This window comes from Mycobacterium sp. NPDC050041, from assembly GCF_049541695.1.
Lineage (GTDB): Bacteria > Actinomycetota > Actinomycetes > Mycobacteriales > Mycobacteriaceae > Mycobacterium.
On sequence record NZ_JBMVDG010000001.1, the window covers coordinates 90341 to 105929 of the forward strand.

Genomic DNA, 15589 nt, shown 5'->3' on the forward strand with positions numbered 1-15589 from the left:
CCTGCGCGCCCTGGCCGTCGGTCAGGGCGGTGCGGCCGCCTCGGTGCTGCCCGACGTGGCGGACGTGCTGGCCGGCCGCGGCCCCGCCCTGCTGCCGGTGCCCGCTCACGACGATCGCCAGACCGCCTTGCTGACAACGGCTTTGCGTGCCGGCGAGGCGATCGACGACGACGTCGCCGTGGTGGTGGCGACGTCAGGCACCACGGGGACGCCCAAGGGGGCGATGCTGACCGCCGCGGCGCTGGTGGCCAGTGCCGAGTCGACGCACGCCCGGCTGGGCGGCCCCGGCCGCTGGCTGCTCGCGCTGCCGGCCTATCACGTGGCGGGCGTGCAGGTGCTGGTGCGCAGCATCGTCGCGGGCTCCGATCCGGTCGCGGTGCCTGCGGACGTCGACCCGGCCGACCTGCCCGCCGCGGTGCGGGCGATGGGTTCCGGCAGGCGCTATGCCTCGCTGGTGGCCGTGCAGGTGGACAAGGCGCTGCGCTCGCCCGTCGCCGCGGCGGCGCTGGCCGAGCTGGACGCCGTCCTGGTCGGCGGCGGACCGTTGCCCGCCGCCCTTGCCGAACGCGCTGTGGCGGCGGGTGTTTCGTTGGTGCGGACGTACGGCATGAGTGAAACCGCGGGCGGTTGTGTGTACGACGGCCTGCCGCTCGAGGGAGTGCAGGTGCGACTCGACGACTCACGCATCGTGCTGGGCGGTGCCACGGTGGCCAAGGGCTACCGCAACCCCGTCCGGCCCGACCCGTTCGCCGAACCCGGCTGGTTCCGCACCGACGACGTCGGCGCGGTCGACGACTCGGGCCGGCTCCGTGTGCTCGGCCGCGTCGACGACGCGATCAGCACAGGCGGTCTCACGGTTCTGCCGCAACTGGTGGAGGCCGCCCTGGCGACCCATGCCGCCGTCGCGGACAGCGCGGTGTTCGGCGTCCCCGACGACCGGCTCGGTCAGCGTGTGGCGGCCGCGCTCGTCCTCACTCCCGGTGCGGCTGCGCCGTCGGTCGCCGACCTGCGCGCGCACGTCGCGCAGACACTCGACGCCACGGCCGCGCCGCGTGACGTGCACGTCGTCGACGACCTGCCGCGCCGGGGCATCGGCAAGGTGGACCGGCGTGCGCTGGCCGCCCGGTTCGCCTGACGGACGGCTAAATCGGTTGGCACGCTCGGGCATGATGGACCCATGCGCCGAGAAGTGACCACCGTCGACGAGCTGCGCGCGATCGTCGGCCACCCCAACTCGTTCGTCGCGAACAAGGTGAGCCCCCGGCTGTCCGAGGTGCACCAGAACTGGCTCAGCGCTGCACGACTCGGGTTCGTGGCCACCTACGACGCCGACGGCCGGGTCGACGTGTCGCCGAAGGGCGATCCGGCAGGCTTCGTGCACATCATCGACGAGTCGACGATCGCGATCCCCGAACGGCCGGGCAACAAGCGCGTCGACGGCTACCTCAACGTGCTGGAGCGGCCGCGGGTCGGCTCGGTGTTCGTCATCCCCGGTCGCGGCGACACGCTTCGGGTCAACGGCAGTGCCCGGGTGCTCTCGGACGCCGACTACTTCGACGCGCTGGCCGTCAAGGGCAAGCGGCCGATCCTCGCGCTCGAGATCGACGTCGAGGAGGTGTTCTTCCACTGCTCCAAGGCTTTCATGCGGTCGGACGCGTGGAAACCGGAGAGCTGGACCCCCGACGTCGTGCCGTCGGTGGCGCAGCTCGCCAGGACGTTCAAGCCGACCCTGAGTCAGGACGAGCTGGACGCGTATTACAGCGAGGACAACCTGCGAAAGATGCTCTACTGACCGACTTCGGAAGCCCTGAAGCCAGCGCCGTTGCGCGTCCGGTGTCACCGAATGGTCAGGCCGCCGCCCTGCGGTAGCCCATAGGCTGGCGGTCGTGCGGGCGTATCGCAGAGAGGCGATCTCGGTCACCATCGGCGTGCTGCTGCTGGTGGCCGCGTTCGTCGTCCCGCACCTGCACCTCGACGTGGTCACCCCGCTGCTCAACGCCACGCCCGAACGATTCCGCAGCTTTGCCGCCACGTCACCGGTCTTCGGCTGGTGGGAGGCACACACCGGGTGGGGCACCGCGCCGGCGATCCTCATCGCGTTGGCCGCAGTGCTGTGGGGCCCGGCGCTCGCGCAGCGCCTGCCCTGGCGGGCCCTGACACTCGGCGTCTGGGCGACGTCCGCGGCGTGGGCGTTCGCACTGGCCATGGTCGACGGCTGGCAGCGCGGCTTCGCCGGCCGGCTCACCGCGCGCCACGAATACCTGCTCGAGGTGCCGAACGTCACCGACGCACCGGAGATGGTGCGCACGTTCGCCGGGCGGATCCTGGACTTCCAGCCCGACTCGTGGATCACCCACGTGTCCGGGCATCCGCCGGGCGCGCTGCTGACCTTCGTGTGGCTGGACCGCATCGGCCTCGGCGGCGGCGGCTGGGCCGGGATGTGGTGCCTGCTGGTCGGCTCGAGTGCCGCGGCGGCGATCATCGTTGCCGTCCGCGCACTCACCGACGAGCACACCGCGCGACTGGCGGCGCCGTTCGTGGCCGTCGCCCCGACGGCGATCTGGATCGCGGTGTCCGCCGACGGCTACTTCGCCGGGGTGGCCGCCTGGGGACTCGCGCTGCTGGCGCTGGCCGTCCGTCGCGCCGTGCGGTGGCCGGAAGTGGCCGCCACCGCCGCGGGCGCGCTGTTGGGTTGGGGCATCTTCCTCAACTACGGCCTGGGGTTGATCGCGCTGCTCGCCGTCGCGGTGCTGATCTGCGCGGCCGACTGGCGTTGCGCCCTGCGCGCGTTCGCGCCTGCCGTGCTCGCCGCACTCGCCGTGGTCGGTGCGTTCGCCCTGGCCGGCTTCTGGTGGTTCGACGGCTACCACCTCGTCCAGGAGCGGTACTGGCAGGGCATCGCCGTCGAGCGGCCGTTCCAGTACTGGGGCTGGGCCAACTTCGCGTCGGTGGTGTGCGCGATCGGCCTCGGCAGCGTCGCCGGCATCGGCCGGGTCTTCGACATCTCCGCGATCCGCCGTCGCTGCGGGCTGCACATCGTCCTCATCGGCGCGCTGCTGTCCATCGTCTGCGCGGATCTGAGCATGCTCAGCAAGGCCGAGACCGAGCGCATCTGGCTGCCGTTCACGATCTGGCTGACCGCGGCCGGGGCGCTGCTGCCACCACGCGTGCAGCGGTACTGGCTCGCGCTGAACGTGCTCGGCGCGTTGGTGCTGAACCATCTGATATTCACGAATTGGTGATTCACCCGAGGCAGTTTGGCGGCATCGCGGCCGGGTAGCCGATCGACATGTCTGAAGCCAAAACCGCTCTCATCACCGGCGCCTCCAGCGGAATCGGATTCGAACTGGCCAAGCAGTTCGCACAGCACGGCTACGACCTGGTCGTCACCGCCGAGGACGACGGCATCAACGACGTACCGGACCGGCTCGCCGAATTCGGCACCGCCGTACAGGCCGTGCAGGCGGACCTGCGCACCGCCGACGGCGTCGAGCACGTTTATCACAGCACGATCGAAGGTGGCCGCGTGCTGTCGGCCGCAGCGCTCAACGCCGGTATCGGGCGCGGCGGCAAGTTCATCGAGACCGAGCTCGCCGACGACCTGAGCATAATCGACCTCAACGTCCGGTCCACCGTTCACCTTGCCAAACTGGTGTTGCGGGACATGGCGAATCGCGACGAGGGCAGGGTGCTGTTCACCTCGTCCGTGGCATCGATGATGCCGGGTTCCTACCAGAACGTGTACAACGCGTCGAAGTCGTTCGTCCAGTCCTTCGCCGAGGCGCTGCGCGACGAGTTCCGCGACAGCTCGATCACGATCACCTCGCTGATGCCCGGCCCCACCGACACCAACTTCTTCCATCGCGCCAACCTCGACGGCGCCCCGGTCGGGAAGATGAGCAAGGACGATCCCGCGCAGGTCGCCCGCCAGGGCTTCGAGGCGCTGATGCGGGGCGACCAGAAGGTCGTCGGCGGCGGGGTGTCGTCGAAGATCATGGGTACGGTCAGCCGGGTGCTGCCGGACACGGTGAAGGCCGTCGGCAGCCGGCTGATCTCCGCTCCCACCAACCGCTGACCGGCTGACGGATCGGTGACACACTGCGCGTGACGGGGCCGGAATCCGCTGAGTGGGCGACAATGACCCGATGGCGAAGCGGCCGTTGGGTGCCCCGTTGCCGCCGCGCTGGCGCAGTCCGTTGCGGGGGCTGTGGCTGACGTCGACCCTGGGCGCGGTGCTGCTGATCGCGCTGCCGATCATCACGCTGACCGGCCTGCTGTCCTACATCGCGTACGGGCCGCAGTTCGGCCAGGCCGCACCCGCGGACGTCGGATGGCTGAAACTGCCCACCTTCGACTGGCCCACCGACCCGTCGTGGCTGTACCGCCTCAACCAGGGTCTGCACGTCGGGCTCGGCCTGATCATCGTGCCGGTGGTGCTGGCCAAGCTGTGGTCGGTGATTCCGAAGCTGTTCGCCTGGCCGCCCGCCCGGTCGATCGCCCAACTGCTGGAACGGGTTTCGCTGCTGATGCTGGTCGGCGGCATCTTGTTCGAGATCGTCACCGGCGTGCTGAACATCCAGTACGACTACATCTTCGGGTTCAGCTTCTACACCGCCCACTACTTCGGCGCCTGGGTGTTCATCGCCGGCTTCGTCGTCCACGTCGCGATCAAGCTGCCCCGGATGTGGGCCGGCGTGCGGTCGATGTCGATGCGCGACGTGTTGCGCACCGGCCGCTCCGACACCCGGCCGGAGGCCTACGAACCCGGCGGGCTGGTGTCCGTCGACCCGGACCCCGCGACGATCAGCCGCCGCGGTGCGCTCGCCCTCGTCGGCGGCGGAGCGCTGCTGGTCGCCGTGCTGACGGCCGGTCAGACCCTCGGCGGCGTCACCCGGCAGGCGGCGCTGTTGCTGCCCCGCGGCCGCACCCGCGGCGACGGGCCCAACGACTTCCAGGTCAACCGCACGGCGGCCGCCGCGCGCATCACGGCCGACAACACCGGCGCGGGTTGGCGGCTCACGCTGCGCGGCGGGCTCACACCGGTGGTGCTGGACCTCGAGACGCTGCGGGCGATGCCCCAGCACACCGCGCGGCTGCCCATCGCCTGTGTCGAGGGCTGGTCGAGCACCGAGACCTGGACCGGCGTGCGACTGCGCGACCTGGCGGAGCGGGCGGGCGTCCCCGCTCCCGCCTCGGCGAGGGTGTTCTCGGTGGAACGCCGGGGCGCCTTCAATCGCGCTGCGCTGCAGGCAAATCAGGTCACGCATCCGGACGCGCTGCTCGCGCTGCGGGTCAACGACGCCGAACTCTCACTCGACCACGGCTACCCGGCGCGGATCATCGTCCCGGCGCTGCCGGGCGTGCACAACACCAAGTGGGTGTCCGGCATCGACTTCGTGGGGCGCTGAGATGGTCGCCCGGTTCCGTGCGGTGTACGGATCACACCCGCTACACCTGCTCACACTGATCGCCGGATTCGCGCTCCTCGGTGCGGTGATCGCGACGATCGGCTGGCGTGCGCTGTGGAATCCGAACGTGTGGTGGCAGTCCATCGCGGTGTGGTTCGCCGCCGCGGTGATCCTGCACGACCTGGTGCTGTTCCCGCTGTACGCGCTCGCCGACCGCCTGCTGACGCTGACGCGGCGCATCCCGGTGCCCGTTCCGGTGCTGAACCACCTGCGGATCCCCGCACTCGGCGCCGGGCTGACCCTGCTGATGTTCCTGCCCGGCATCATCTCTCAGGGCGGTCCCGCGTACACGGCCGCCACCGGACAGACCCAGGAACCGTTCCTCGGCCGCTGGCTGCTGCTGACCGCCGCGATGTTCACCGCGAGCGCCGTCGTCTACGCCGTCCGGCTGGCGACGGCACGCCGAACCCCTACGGCGACCCCAGAATAGCGACGACCCGGCGGCCGACCGGATGGATCGACGTCAGCGCCAGGCCCACCTCGTCGGCCAGCGCCGCCGCACAGTCGATGCCCACCGACGCCCACCGGAACCACGGCCCGATCGTCTCGGACGACTCGAGTCGCACCATGCGGGCACGCACACCCGTTGCCAAGGCATCGAACTCGACCACGCACCGGCCGTCGGGGCGCAGCAGTTCGGCCGCCCGGCGCAGCACCCGTCGCGGATCGCCGCCGAGGCCGACGTTGCCGTCGGCCAGCAGCGCCGTCTGCCAACGACCCGTACCGGGCAATTCGCCGAAGACGTCGCGGCGCAGCGCGGGAGCGCCGTTGCGGCGGGCCAGCTCCACCGCAGTCGCCGACTGGTCCACACCCAGGGCAGGAATGCCGCGCTTGATCAGATCGACCACCAGACGCCCAGGGCCGCAACCCAAGTCGATGGTCGGTCCCTCACAGAGGTCGACGATCGCCTCGTCGAACGCCTGGTCGGCATGCCTGCCGCCGAGCCAGCTGCGCACCGGCAGGGTGCGCACGTCACCGTCATCGCTGCGAAGCCAGCATCTTTCGCCGTCCAGGGCGCGGTCGTAGAGGTTTCCCAGCATCGGCTACAGTCCCGCCGCCGCGGTCGCGAACGGGAATCTCGAGCCGGACGGACATCGTCGCCGGACCGCGTCGACGTCCGCCGCCGTGTCGACGTCGGCGAGTTCGTCGACCATGGTGACCTCCAGTCCCTTGTGCTCCAGCGCCTGCCGGGTGAGCGTGCCGGTATCGGATTGCGACATCGGCACCTGACGCAGGCAGTCGGCCGCCGCGGCGGACCGCACGCCGAGCACCCACCAGCCGCCGTCGACGGCCATCCCCAGCACCGCCTCGGCGTCGAGCAGCCGTCGCGCGCAGCGCGTCAGCAGTTCGCCGGTGACCTGCGGGGTGTCCATGCCGATCTGCAGCACGGGGGCGCCGTCGGTGGCGGCGGCCGCATCGGCGTGGGCGTTGGCGAGCCGGTCGGCGAACGTGTCACCGCGCTGCTCGATGACCGTGAAGTCCGCCAGCCGGGCCCGGATCTCGTCGCTGCAGGCGGCCTTGCCAAGGTCTCCGGTCAGCGCGACCACCCGGGACCGCACGTCGGCCGCGCACACCGCGTCGAACGTGTCGAGCAGCGCCGCAGCCGCGATGACCGCGGCGACGTCGTTGCCCACGGTGCGCGCCAGCCGCGTCTTGGCCAGGCCCGGCACCGGGGCCTTGGCCATCACCAGGAGCGTCACCGGGATCACGAGATCCTCTTCCAGAAGTCGAGCCCGGCGACCACACTGCCGCGCAGTGAGCCGCTGACCTTGGACTTGCCACCGGTGCGCGGTCCGTAGGACACGTCGCACTCGGTCACTCGCCAGCCCGCAGCGGCAGCTCGGACCAGTAGTTCCACCGGATACCCGGATCGCCGATCGACGACACCCAGCCCCAGCAGGGCGTCGCGCCGCGCGACCCGCATGGGTGCGATGTCGTGGACGGCCAGCCCGTGCCGCTGACGCAACCGCCAGCACACCGCGGCCGTGCCGAGGCGAGCGTGCCACGGCCAGCGCAGCCCGCGAACCGGACGCCGGCGGCCGATCACCATGTCGGCCCCACGGTCCAGCGCGGCGACCAGAGCAGGCAGTTCCCGTGGGTCCAGCGAGCCGTCGGCGTCCAGCACCGCGACCACCGGGGTGCCCGCGGCCACCACCCCGGCGTGTACCGCGGCGCCGTATCCGGCGCGGGCTTCGGCGACCACGTCGGCCCCGTGGCTGCGCGCGATGTCGGCGGTCCCGTCGGTGCAGTTGTTGTCGACGACGAGAGCCCGGTATCCGGACGGCAGCGCCGAGAGCACGCCGGGCAGCGACGCCGCTTCGTTCAGGCACGGCAGCACCACGGTCACCGGACAGTCGGGCATGCCATCGACAGTAGCCAGAGCCCGCGCTCGGCAAACGGCGCATCGGTGACGAATCGATGACATCAGCGCAGGTAGCGGCCATGAACGGCTAACCTCGGAGAGATGACGCGCGTACTGATCGCCGACGACGACAACGTCGTGCGCGACGTCGTGCGCCGGTACCTGGAGCGGGACGGCCTCGACGTCTCGATCGCCCACGACGGAAACGAGGCGCTCCGGCTCCTCGGCACACAGCGCATCGACGTCGCGGTGCTCGACGTGATGATGCCCGGCCCGGACGGTCTCACGTTGTGCCGCACGCTGCGTCAGCGCGGCGACCACGCGGTGCCGGTGATCCTGCTGACCGCCCTCGGCGAAGAGGACGACCGCATCGCCGGCCTCGAGGCGGGCGCCGACGATTACCTGACCAAACCGTTCAGCCCGCGGGAACTCGCGCTGCGCGTGCGCTCGGTGCTGCGTCGCGCCCCTGCGCCGATGGGCGCGTCTCCCGTCGACCTGACGGTGGGCGACCTCACGGTCTCGGCAGCGTCCCGGTCGGTCAGCGTCAACGGGATCCCGGTGAGTCTGACCAACCGCGAGTTCGACCTGCTGCTGTTCTTCATCACCCACACCGACACGGTGTTCACCCGCGAGGAGTTGCTGAAGCAGGTGTGGCACTGGGACTTCGGCGATCTGTCCACCGTCACCGTGCACGTCAAGCGGCTCCGCTCCAAGCTCGGCGACCAGCACCGTGTGCAGACCGTGTGGGGCCGCGGCTATCTGTGGAGCAGCGGTGAACAGAGCGCCGATGCCGGCGCCTGACCTCTGGGAGATCGCCGGATGGGCGCTCGCCTGTTCGCTGCCGATCGTCCTGGTCGGCGCCCTGGTCATCCGGCTGGCGCGGTCGTGGTCGCTGGCCGCCAGCATGGTGGCACTCGTCCTGCTGCCGACGGTGGCCACGTTCACCGGCATCATGGGCGCCAGCGGCCTGATGGACTCACCGTCGTATGAACGCACGACCGTGGTGCTGGTGATCGTGTCGATCGTGACCATTCCGGCCGCCGTGATGCTGGCCCGCTATCAGGCTCGCCGCACCGTGTGGGAACAGGAGATCCGCGAGTCCGAGCGGGCCGCCGAGCATTCCCGGCGCCGGCTGGTCGCCTTCGTCAGCCACGACCTGCGCACCCCCCTGGCCGGCATCCGCGCGGTGGCGGAGGCCATCGGCGACGGCCTCGTCGACGAGGACGAGATCCGGGCGCACGCGAAGGTGATCGAGCAGGAGTCGATCCGGCTCTCCGAGATGGTCGACGACCTGTTCGAGATGTCGAAGATCAACGCAGGCGCCGTGCAGCCCGCCCTCGACCGGGTGGCGCTCGACGAGGTGATCGACGACGTGCTGGCGGCGCACCGGATCGCCGCCGAACGCGCGGGCGTCCAACTGCAGGCCGAGCTGCCCGAACAGCCGGTGCGGGTGCTGGGCAGTGACCGCGCACTGGTGCGTGTGCTGTCGAACCTGGTGGCCAATGCGATCGCGCACACCCCCGCGGGCGGCCGCGTGCACCTTGCGCTGGGTGCCGACGAGAACGGCGCATGGGCCCGCGTCGACGACACCGGCGTCGGCATCGACGAGGCCGACCTGCCCCGGGTGTTCGACGTCGCCTACCGCGGCTCCAACGACCGGGTGCCGCGGGCCGACTCGTCGCTGCCCAGCGGCTCGGGTCTCGGCCTGGCCATCGCCGCGGGCCTCGTGCAGGCGCACCGCGGCACGCTGTCGGCACGCAACCTGGACACCGGCGCCCGGTTCGAGGTGCGGCTCCCGCTCGCCGAGTAGATCAGTCCGGCAGGGTGCCGCCGAGCCGTTCGGCCGCCGCCAGGTAGTCCTCGATGAACTCGCGCACCACTTCGCGGGCCGGCTTGACCTTGTTCATCAGGCCGACGCCCTGCCCCACGAAATACGTCGACAACGCCTGAGCGCCCGAATGTCCCTGCGAGGCAAGCCCGTCGATGCGTCGCAGCACCGGCTCGACGAGCATCGACTGCAGCGGCAACGGCAGCGGCCGGGCGCCGCCGTCGTGCGGCAGCCACGCGTCGGTCCAGTCGGAGACCAACTGGCGCGACGGCTTTCCGGTGCGGCCCGCCGAACGGACGGTGTCGCGCGACGAGGCGGCCAGCATCTTCTGCTGCGTGTGCGGCGCGGTCTCGGCCTCCTCGGTGGTCAGCCACACCGAACCGGTCCACGCCCCGTCGGCGCCCATCGCGACCGCGGCGGCCATCTGCCTGCCCGTCACGATGCCGCCCGCGGCGAGCACCGGCACCCGCTTGCCCGTCGCCTCGACGGCTTCGAGCACCTCGGGCACCAGCACCAGCGTCGACACCTCGCCGCAGTGTCCGCCCGCCTCGGTGCCCTGAGCGACGATCAGATCGACGCCCGCGTTCACCTGCTTGACCGCGTGCTCGCGGGCCCCGACCAGCGCCGCGACCGGGATGCCGCGCTCCCCTGCCGCCTGGATCATGTAGTCCGGCGGCACCCCGAGCGCGTTGGCGACCAGTTTGATCGGGTGGCTCATCGCGACGTCGAGGAGGTCGTGGCCGGTGTCGCCGGACAGTGACGAGCCGCCCAGTCGCGGTCGCTCCTCCGGTTCGATGTCGTGCTCTGCGAGCAGCCGGGCGACGAAATCTTTTGTCTCGGCCGGAATCCGGTCGGCCAGCTGGCCGGCCGACAGGTTCTCGCCCTTGCCCTCGAACTTGGCGGGCACGATGATGTCGGCGCCGTAGGGCCGTCCGCCGACGTGGTCGTCGATCCAGCTGAGTTCCCGGTCGAGTTGTTCGGGGGTGTACGCGGTGGCGCCGAGCACCCCGAAGCCGCCGGCGTTGGTGACCGCGGCGACGACGTCGCGGCAGTGACTGAACGCGAACAACGGGAAGTCGATGCCGAACTGTTCACAGATCGCGAGTTTCACACCGGCCAGTATCGACCCCCGGTCGCGCCGAACGTGCGGTGGTGGCGAATTACGGGCCGGATTCTCGCACTGGAAGCACGTTCGCTTTTCCGCGGCCGCAGACCGTGTGAGCCTCGAATCACTTGTGCCACATCAGTTTCTGAAGTCACATCACGGCCAAATGTGTCAGACCCTCGCACTACTGTTCGAAGTATGGACAGGGAGCAGGTGTCGGCGGCGTTCGAGGCGTGGGATGCCGCGCGTGCCAACCTGGCCGCCCTGCCTCTCGACGCGCTGAGCGCCACGGAGTTGCTGGCGGTGTACGAGCGTCGGCAGTACGCCCATCGACACGACGTGGCCGTCGATCACACCGTCCTGGCTCATCTACGGGAACGCTTCGAGCCCGACGCGCATGGCAGCACCAGCCTGAAAGACGTGCTCGCCCAGCGGTTGCACCTCGACACCGCCGATGCGAAGAGACGCCTCGACGCCGCCGGGTCGCTCGGCCCGCGGTGGTCGTTCACCGGCGAACCGAAGGCTCCTCTGTGGGCGCACACCGCTGCGGCGTTGGCCGCCGGGGCGATCGACCCGGCCCATGTCGAGGTGATCGGGAAGTTCTTCCGCAAGTTGCCCGGATGGGTGGACGACGCTGCCCGTGCCGAGGCCGACCGCGACCTCGCGAGATGGGCCAAGAGCATGTGCCCGCAGGACCTCGAGAAGCTCGCCGATCACCTGGTCGAGGTCATCGATCCCGACGGCGCCGAACCCGACCACGACAAGCAACAGGCCAAACGCGGTTTCACGATGGGCAGGCAACGCAGCGACGGGATGACTCCGGTCCGCGGCGAACTCGACCCTGAAACCGCCGCCATGCTCGACGTCGTGCTGGTCCGAGACGGCGCCCCGGGGCAGAACCTGCCCGAAGACCCGGGCGCGGGCGAGGTCATCGAACAAGACATCACCGGTAACCCCGATCCCCGCACCCGGGAACAACGCCACCACGATGCGCTCAAGTCCGCGTTGCGGCACGCCGCGGCAGCCGGGGGTCAGATCAACGGGTTACCGGCCACCATCGTGGCCACCACCACCGTCAAAGACCTCGAAGCCGGGGCCGGATATGCCGACACCGCCGGCGGCACCAGACTGCCGATCAGGGACCTGATTCGGCTGGCCGGCCAGTCCCGGCACTATCTGGCGGTGTTCGACGACCACACCGAAGAGGTGCTGCACCTCGGTCGCGCCAGGCGCTGCGCCACCACCGCGCAACGGTTGGCGCTGTTCGCCCGCGACAAGGGCTGCACCCGCCCTGGATGCACCCGCAACGCCTTCGACTGCCAGGTCCACCACGCCGAACAGGACTGGAAACGCGGCGGACTGACGAACACCACCGACATGACGCTGGCCTGCCCACCCGACAACAACCTCATCGAACAAACCCAATGGACCACCCGCCGCAAGGCCGGCCGCACTGAATGGATCCCACCCGCAGCACTCGACACCGGCCAAACCCGCATCAACCGCTACCACCATCCACAGCGCTATCTCACCGAACGCGACGACGACGCCGAACCCGCCTAGCGCCCGAGCACCGGCGTGGAAGTCAGGAACTGCTCGATCGTGGCCGTCATCACCGCGCCGTCGAGCAGTGGCGGGTCGTTGTGGCCCGCACCGGGCACGGTGAGCCAGCGCTTGGGTTCCGGCGCGGCGTCGAACAGCCGCCGGCTCATCGCTTCGGGCACGACGTCGTCGCGGTCACCGGCGATCACCAGCAGCGGCGCCCGCAGCGAGCCGATCCGGTCGATCGACGGGTAGGCGTCGATCAGCAACCGCCGCACCGGGAGCCACGGGTAGTGCACCGCGCCGGCCTCGGCCAGCGACGTGAACGGCGACCGCAGGATCAGCGCCGCCGGTGGCCTGTCGACGGCGAGGCCGAGTGCCACTGCGGCGCCGAGGGATTCGCCGTAGTAGGCGATGCGCGACCCGTCGACCTCCGGCCGGGCCGCCAGCCAGTCGAGCGCGGCCCGGGCGTCGGCGGCCAGGCCGGCCTCCGTCGGCCGTCCCGGGTTGCCGCCGTAGCCGCGGTAGTCGAACAGCAGCACCGCGACACCCATCCGGTGCAGCGCGATCGCCAGGGCGGCGCGACCGGACCGGTCACCGCCGTTTCCGTTGCACACCAGCACCGCGGGCCCTGCGACCCGGCCGGGAAAGTACCAGGCGCCGAGCGTCTTTCCGTCGTCAGTGGCCAACTCGACATCGCGACCGTCGGGCACCACCACCGCGGCCGACGGCACCGGACCCGGTGTCGGGAAGTAGATCAGCCGGCGTTGCTGAGACCAGGCGAGCGCCGAGACCCCTGACACCACCAGCGTGACGACCAGCAGCCAGCGCATCTCAGTCCCGTAGCGGGGCGAACGCGAACTCGCGCAGGCCGTCCCGCGGATCGACCGCGGCCCGGAAGCCCAGCACCTCGGCCGCCCGGGCCGGGTCGGCGACGATGTGGCGGACGTCGCCGCTGCGGTACTGCCCGGTGACCACCGGCGGCGGCGCACCGCGCGCCTCGCACAGTTCCGCGGCCACCTCGCGGATCGCGATCGGCTTTCCCGAGCAGACGTTGAACGCCGCGAACCCCGCCCCGTCGCCCTCGACGGCGGCCAGGTTGGCGGCCGCGATGTCGTCGACGTGGATGAAGTCGCGCATCTGACCGCCGTCTTCGAAAACGCGTGGCACATCCCCCGCTTCGAGGCCGGACCGGAAGATGGCGGCCACCCCCGAATACGGTGTGTCGCGCGGCATGTGCGGGCCGTAGACGTTGTGGTAGCGCAGCGCCACCACCGCCCCGCCGGTCGACTCCGACCAGGCCAGTGCGTAATGCTCCTGCGCGGTCTTGCTGGCGGCATAAAGGCTGCGTGGCCGCAGCGGCGCGTCCTCACCGACCAGGCGCCACTGCAACTCCTCGCCGCCAAGCGGGCAGCGGTGCTCGAACACCCCGGCGTCGAGGTCGGCGCGGCTGCGCGGCACCGGCTCGACCGGGCCGTGTTCGGGGCAGTCGTAGCGGCCCTGCCCGTAGACCACCATCGACGAGGCCAACACCAGCCGCCGGCAGTCCGCGGCGAACATCTCGGCCAGCAGCACCGCGGTGCCGTAGTCGTTGTGGCTGCCGTAGGAGGGGGCGTCGGCGGCGTTCACCCCGGCGCCGACCACGGCGGCCTGATGGCACACCACGTCCACCCCGCGCAACAGCGGCGCCAGCGCTGCGGAGTCGCGTATGTCGAGCACCCGGCAGTCGGCGGGCGGTCGGGCTCCCGAGCCGTGGGCCGCCGGAAGCATCACGTCGACGGCGACCACCTCGTGGCCCGCGGCGCTCAGCGCGGCGGCCACCCGGGTGCCGATGAAGCCGGCGGCGCCGGTCAGCAGCACCTTCACGGCAGTTCGATCGGAAGGGTGACGCCCTCGTGCGGCAGGCAGTGGGTGCAGGTGCGCTCCACGGTGACCTGGTCGATCGCCTCGTGGACGAGCTTCTTGAACGGCACCAGGTTCCGTTCGAACTCCGCGAACACGTCGACGGCCTTGACGCCGGCACCGGTCTCGATGCCTGCATCCAGGTCTGTCACCAGAGCGATTGCGGCGTAACACATCTCGAGTTCACGGGCCAGCACCGCCTCGGGGTAACCGGTCATGTTCACCAGCGTGAAGCCCTGACCGGCGAACCACCGGCTCTCGGCTCTGGTGGAGAACCGTGGGCCCTGCACCACCACCATCGTGCCGCCGTCGACCACCCCTGGCAGGTCCTTGGCCGCCGCGCGCAGCTCCGGACAGTACGGGTCGGCGAACTCGACATGGATGCCGCCAGAGTCGAAATAGGTGTCCGCACGGCCGCTGGTGCGGTCGACGAGCTGGTCGGGCACCACCATCGCGCCGGGGCCCAGTTCGGGTGTCAGGCTGCCGACCGCACAGGGACCGAAGACGCGCCGCACGCCGAGTGCCCGCAGCGCCCACATGTTGGCCCGGTACGGCACGGTGTGCGGGGAGAACTCGTGGTTGGCGCCGTGCCGCGGCAGGAACGCCACCTCGTGGTCGCCGACCGTGCCGACTGTGATCGGGGCGGAGGGTTCGCCGTAGGGGGTGTCGAGGCTGATGCTGCGCGCATCGGAACCGAAGAACGAATAGAAGCCGCTGCCACCGATCACTCCGAGCATGGGCCCATTGTGCGTCAACCCCGGTAGGCGAGGACCGGCGGAAGCGGGCGGATGCCGCCGCCACTGTTGCGGGCGGCGAATCCGGCGTCCGCGTCGTCCGCGGTCGCGCCTGTGTTGACGGTCAGCGTGCCGACGCGACGGAACCGGCTGAGCACCCCGCACATCAGGAACGTCAGCTGTCCCGGCGAGTCCCCGTCCATCCGGGCACCGAACAGCACCGGCGACAGGCCCGCGAGGTAGAGCCACAGCGACGAGTACAACCGGTCACCGGCGCGGGCCGCGGGCAGCGTGGCGTGGTGGAACGGCACCCCGTCCATCGACGACGCGAGCAGGAAGTCCTGATCGCGGCCGGGACCGTAGACGTCCGGCAGCTTGATGCAGACGGTGCGGATCGCCTCGTCGTCGCTCTGTGGCGCGACGCGCACCAGCGCGTCGACCCGCCGGCCCGGCCGCAGCAGTTCGGTGCCGCCGGGCAGTTTCGCGTCGTCGTCGAAGCTCAGCTGCGCCTGATGGACCGGGGCGTCGGCGTCGAACAGGCCGCCGTACCCGCCGGCCACCGCCGAGACGGTGTTGCCGATGACTGTCGCTGCGGTGCCGCTGATGCTCACCACCGCTCCATAGCCCGTCGCGGGTCGCGTGAAACAC

The 15589-nt window shown here is 70.8% G+C and carries 17 protein-coding genes; 9 read left to right on the top strand and 8 right to left on the bottom strand.

What is annotated here, in order from left to right:
- The first annotated feature begins 43 nt into the window (after window positions 1-43).
- The 6 genes from menE to ACPCHZ_RS00525 all read left to right on the top strand — a co-directional run bounded on the left by menE (window position 44) and on the right by ACPCHZ_RS00525 (window position 5898).
- Complete coding sequence (menE, locus tag ACPCHZ_RS00500) at window positions 44-1135, top strand: o-succinylbenzoate--CoA ligase (protein ID WP_423482952.1); 1092 nt, start codon at window positions 44-46, stop codon at window positions 1133-1135.
- A gap of 42 nt (window positions 1136-1177) precedes the next feature.
- Entirely contained in the window at window positions 1178-1792 is a 615-nt protein-coding gene (locus tag ACPCHZ_RS00505) for an MSMEG_1061 family FMN-dependent PPOX-type flavoprotein (protein WP_423482953.1), read from the top strand.
- Between the two features lie 94 nt (window positions 1793-1886).
- Window positions 1887-3242 (top strand): hypothetical protein, encoded by a 1356-nt coding sequence (locus ACPCHZ_RS00510; RefSeq protein WP_423482954.1) that lies wholly within the window; start codon window positions 1887-1889, stop codon window positions 3240-3242.
- A 47-nt stretch (window positions 3243-3289) separates the two neighbouring features.
- Window positions 3290-4075, top strand: a complete 786-nt coding sequence (locus ACPCHZ_RS00515) for an SDR family NAD(P)-dependent oxidoreductase (protein WP_423482955.1) — start codon at window positions 3290-3292, stop codon at window positions 4073-4075.
- A 70-nt stretch (window positions 4076-4145) separates the two neighbouring features.
- Window positions 4146-5408 (top strand): molybdopterin-dependent oxidoreductase, encoded by a 1263-nt coding sequence (locus ACPCHZ_RS00520; RefSeq protein WP_423482956.1) that lies wholly within the window; start codon window positions 4146-4148, stop codon window positions 5406-5408.
- A 1-nt stretch (window position 5409) separates the two neighbouring features.
- On the top strand, window positions 5410-5898 hold the full coding sequence (locus tag ACPCHZ_RS00525; protein ID WP_423482957.1) for a hypothetical protein: 489 nt from the start codon (window positions 5410-5412) through the stop codon (window positions 5896-5898).
- Here the strand turns inward: ACPCHZ_RS00525 and ACPCHZ_RS00530 are convergent.
- The 3 genes from ACPCHZ_RS00530 to ACPCHZ_RS00540 are packed head-to-tail and all read right to left on the bottom strand — an operon-like array spanning window position 5879 to window position 7830.
- Window positions 5879-6508, bottom strand: a complete 630-nt coding sequence (locus ACPCHZ_RS00530) for a methyltransferase domain-containing protein (protein WP_423482958.1) — start codon at window positions 6506-6508, stop codon at window positions 5879-5881. The two genes, ACPCHZ_RS00525 and ACPCHZ_RS00530, sit on opposite strands and share 20 nt — an antisense overlap.
- Window positions 6509-6511: 3 nt before the next feature.
- Entirely contained in the window at window positions 6512-7153 is a 642-nt protein-coding gene (locus ACPCHZ_RS00535) for a TIGR04282 family arsenosugar biosynthesis glycosyltransferase (protein ID WP_423483765.1), read from the bottom strand.
- A 20-nt stretch (window positions 7154-7173) separates the two neighbouring features.
- The gene (locus ACPCHZ_RS00540) at window positions 7174-7830 is read right to left on the bottom strand and encodes a glycosyltransferase family 2 protein (RefSeq protein ID WP_423482959.1); all 657 of its coding nucleotides are present in this window, start codon (window positions 7828-7830) and stop codon (window positions 7174-7176) included.
- A 102-nt stretch (window positions 7831-7932) separates the two neighbouring features.
- Between ACPCHZ_RS00540 and ACPCHZ_RS00545 the strand changes: the two genes are divergently transcribed.
- Both ACPCHZ_RS00545 and ACPCHZ_RS00550 read left to right on the top strand, forming a co-directional pair.
- Window positions 7933-8631: a response regulator transcription factor gene (locus ACPCHZ_RS00545; RefSeq protein ID WP_423482960.1), complete on the top strand. Its 699-nt coding sequence runs from the start codon at window positions 7933-7935 to the stop codon at window positions 8629-8631.
- Entirely contained in the window at window positions 8618-9640 is a 1023-nt protein-coding gene (locus ACPCHZ_RS00550; protein ID WP_423482961.1) for a sensor histidine kinase, read from the top strand. The genes ACPCHZ_RS00545 and ACPCHZ_RS00550 overlap by 14 nt, the downstream gene beginning before the upstream one ends.
- Window position 9641: 1 nt before the next feature.
- Here the strand turns inward: ACPCHZ_RS00550 and ACPCHZ_RS00555 are convergent, their stop codons facing one another.
- Window positions 9642-10769 (bottom strand): NAD(P)H-dependent flavin oxidoreductase, encoded by a 1128-nt coding sequence (locus tag ACPCHZ_RS00555; protein WP_423482962.1) that lies wholly within the window; start codon window positions 10767-10769, stop codon window positions 9642-9644.
- 192 nt (window positions 10770-10961) lie between these two features.
- Here ACPCHZ_RS00555 and ACPCHZ_RS00560 point away from each other — a divergent pair, with 192 nt between their 5' ends.
- Window positions 10962-12326, top strand: coding sequence for a DUF222 domain-containing protein (locus ACPCHZ_RS00560; protein WP_423482963.1), 1365 nt, complete (start codon window positions 10962-10964; stop codon window positions 12324-12326).
- Here ACPCHZ_RS00560 and ACPCHZ_RS00565 read toward each other — a convergent pair.
- The 4 genes from ACPCHZ_RS00565 to ACPCHZ_RS00580 are packed head-to-tail and all read right to left on the bottom strand — an operon-like array spanning window position 12323 to window position 15552.
- Window positions 12323-13138 carry an alpha/beta hydrolase gene (locus tag ACPCHZ_RS00565; protein ID WP_423482964.1) on the bottom strand — a complete coding sequence of 272 codons (816 nt, stop codon included), beginning with the start codon at window positions 13136-13138 and terminating at the stop codon, window positions 12323-12325. The two genes, ACPCHZ_RS00560 and ACPCHZ_RS00565, sit on opposite strands and share 4 nt — an antisense overlap.
- A 1-nt stretch (window position 13139) precedes the next feature.
- Complete coding sequence (locus tag ACPCHZ_RS00570; protein WP_423482965.1) at window positions 13140-14171, bottom strand: NAD-dependent epimerase/dehydratase family protein; 1032 nt, start codon at window positions 14169-14171, stop codon at window positions 13140-13142.
- The gene (locus ACPCHZ_RS00575) at window positions 14168-14944 is read right to left on the bottom strand and encodes an S-methyl-5'-thioadenosine phosphorylase (RefSeq protein ID WP_423482966.1); all 777 of its coding nucleotides are present in this window, start codon (window positions 14942-14944) and stop codon (window positions 14168-14170) included. The genes ACPCHZ_RS00570 and ACPCHZ_RS00575 overlap by 4 nt, the downstream gene beginning before the upstream one ends.
- A 14-nt stretch (window positions 14945-14958) precedes the next feature.
- Window positions 14959-15552 (bottom strand): hypothetical protein, encoded by a 594-nt coding sequence (locus ACPCHZ_RS00580; protein WP_423482967.1) that lies wholly within the window; start codon window positions 15550-15552, stop codon window positions 14959-14961.
- Window positions 15553-15589 lie beyond the last annotated feature (37 nt).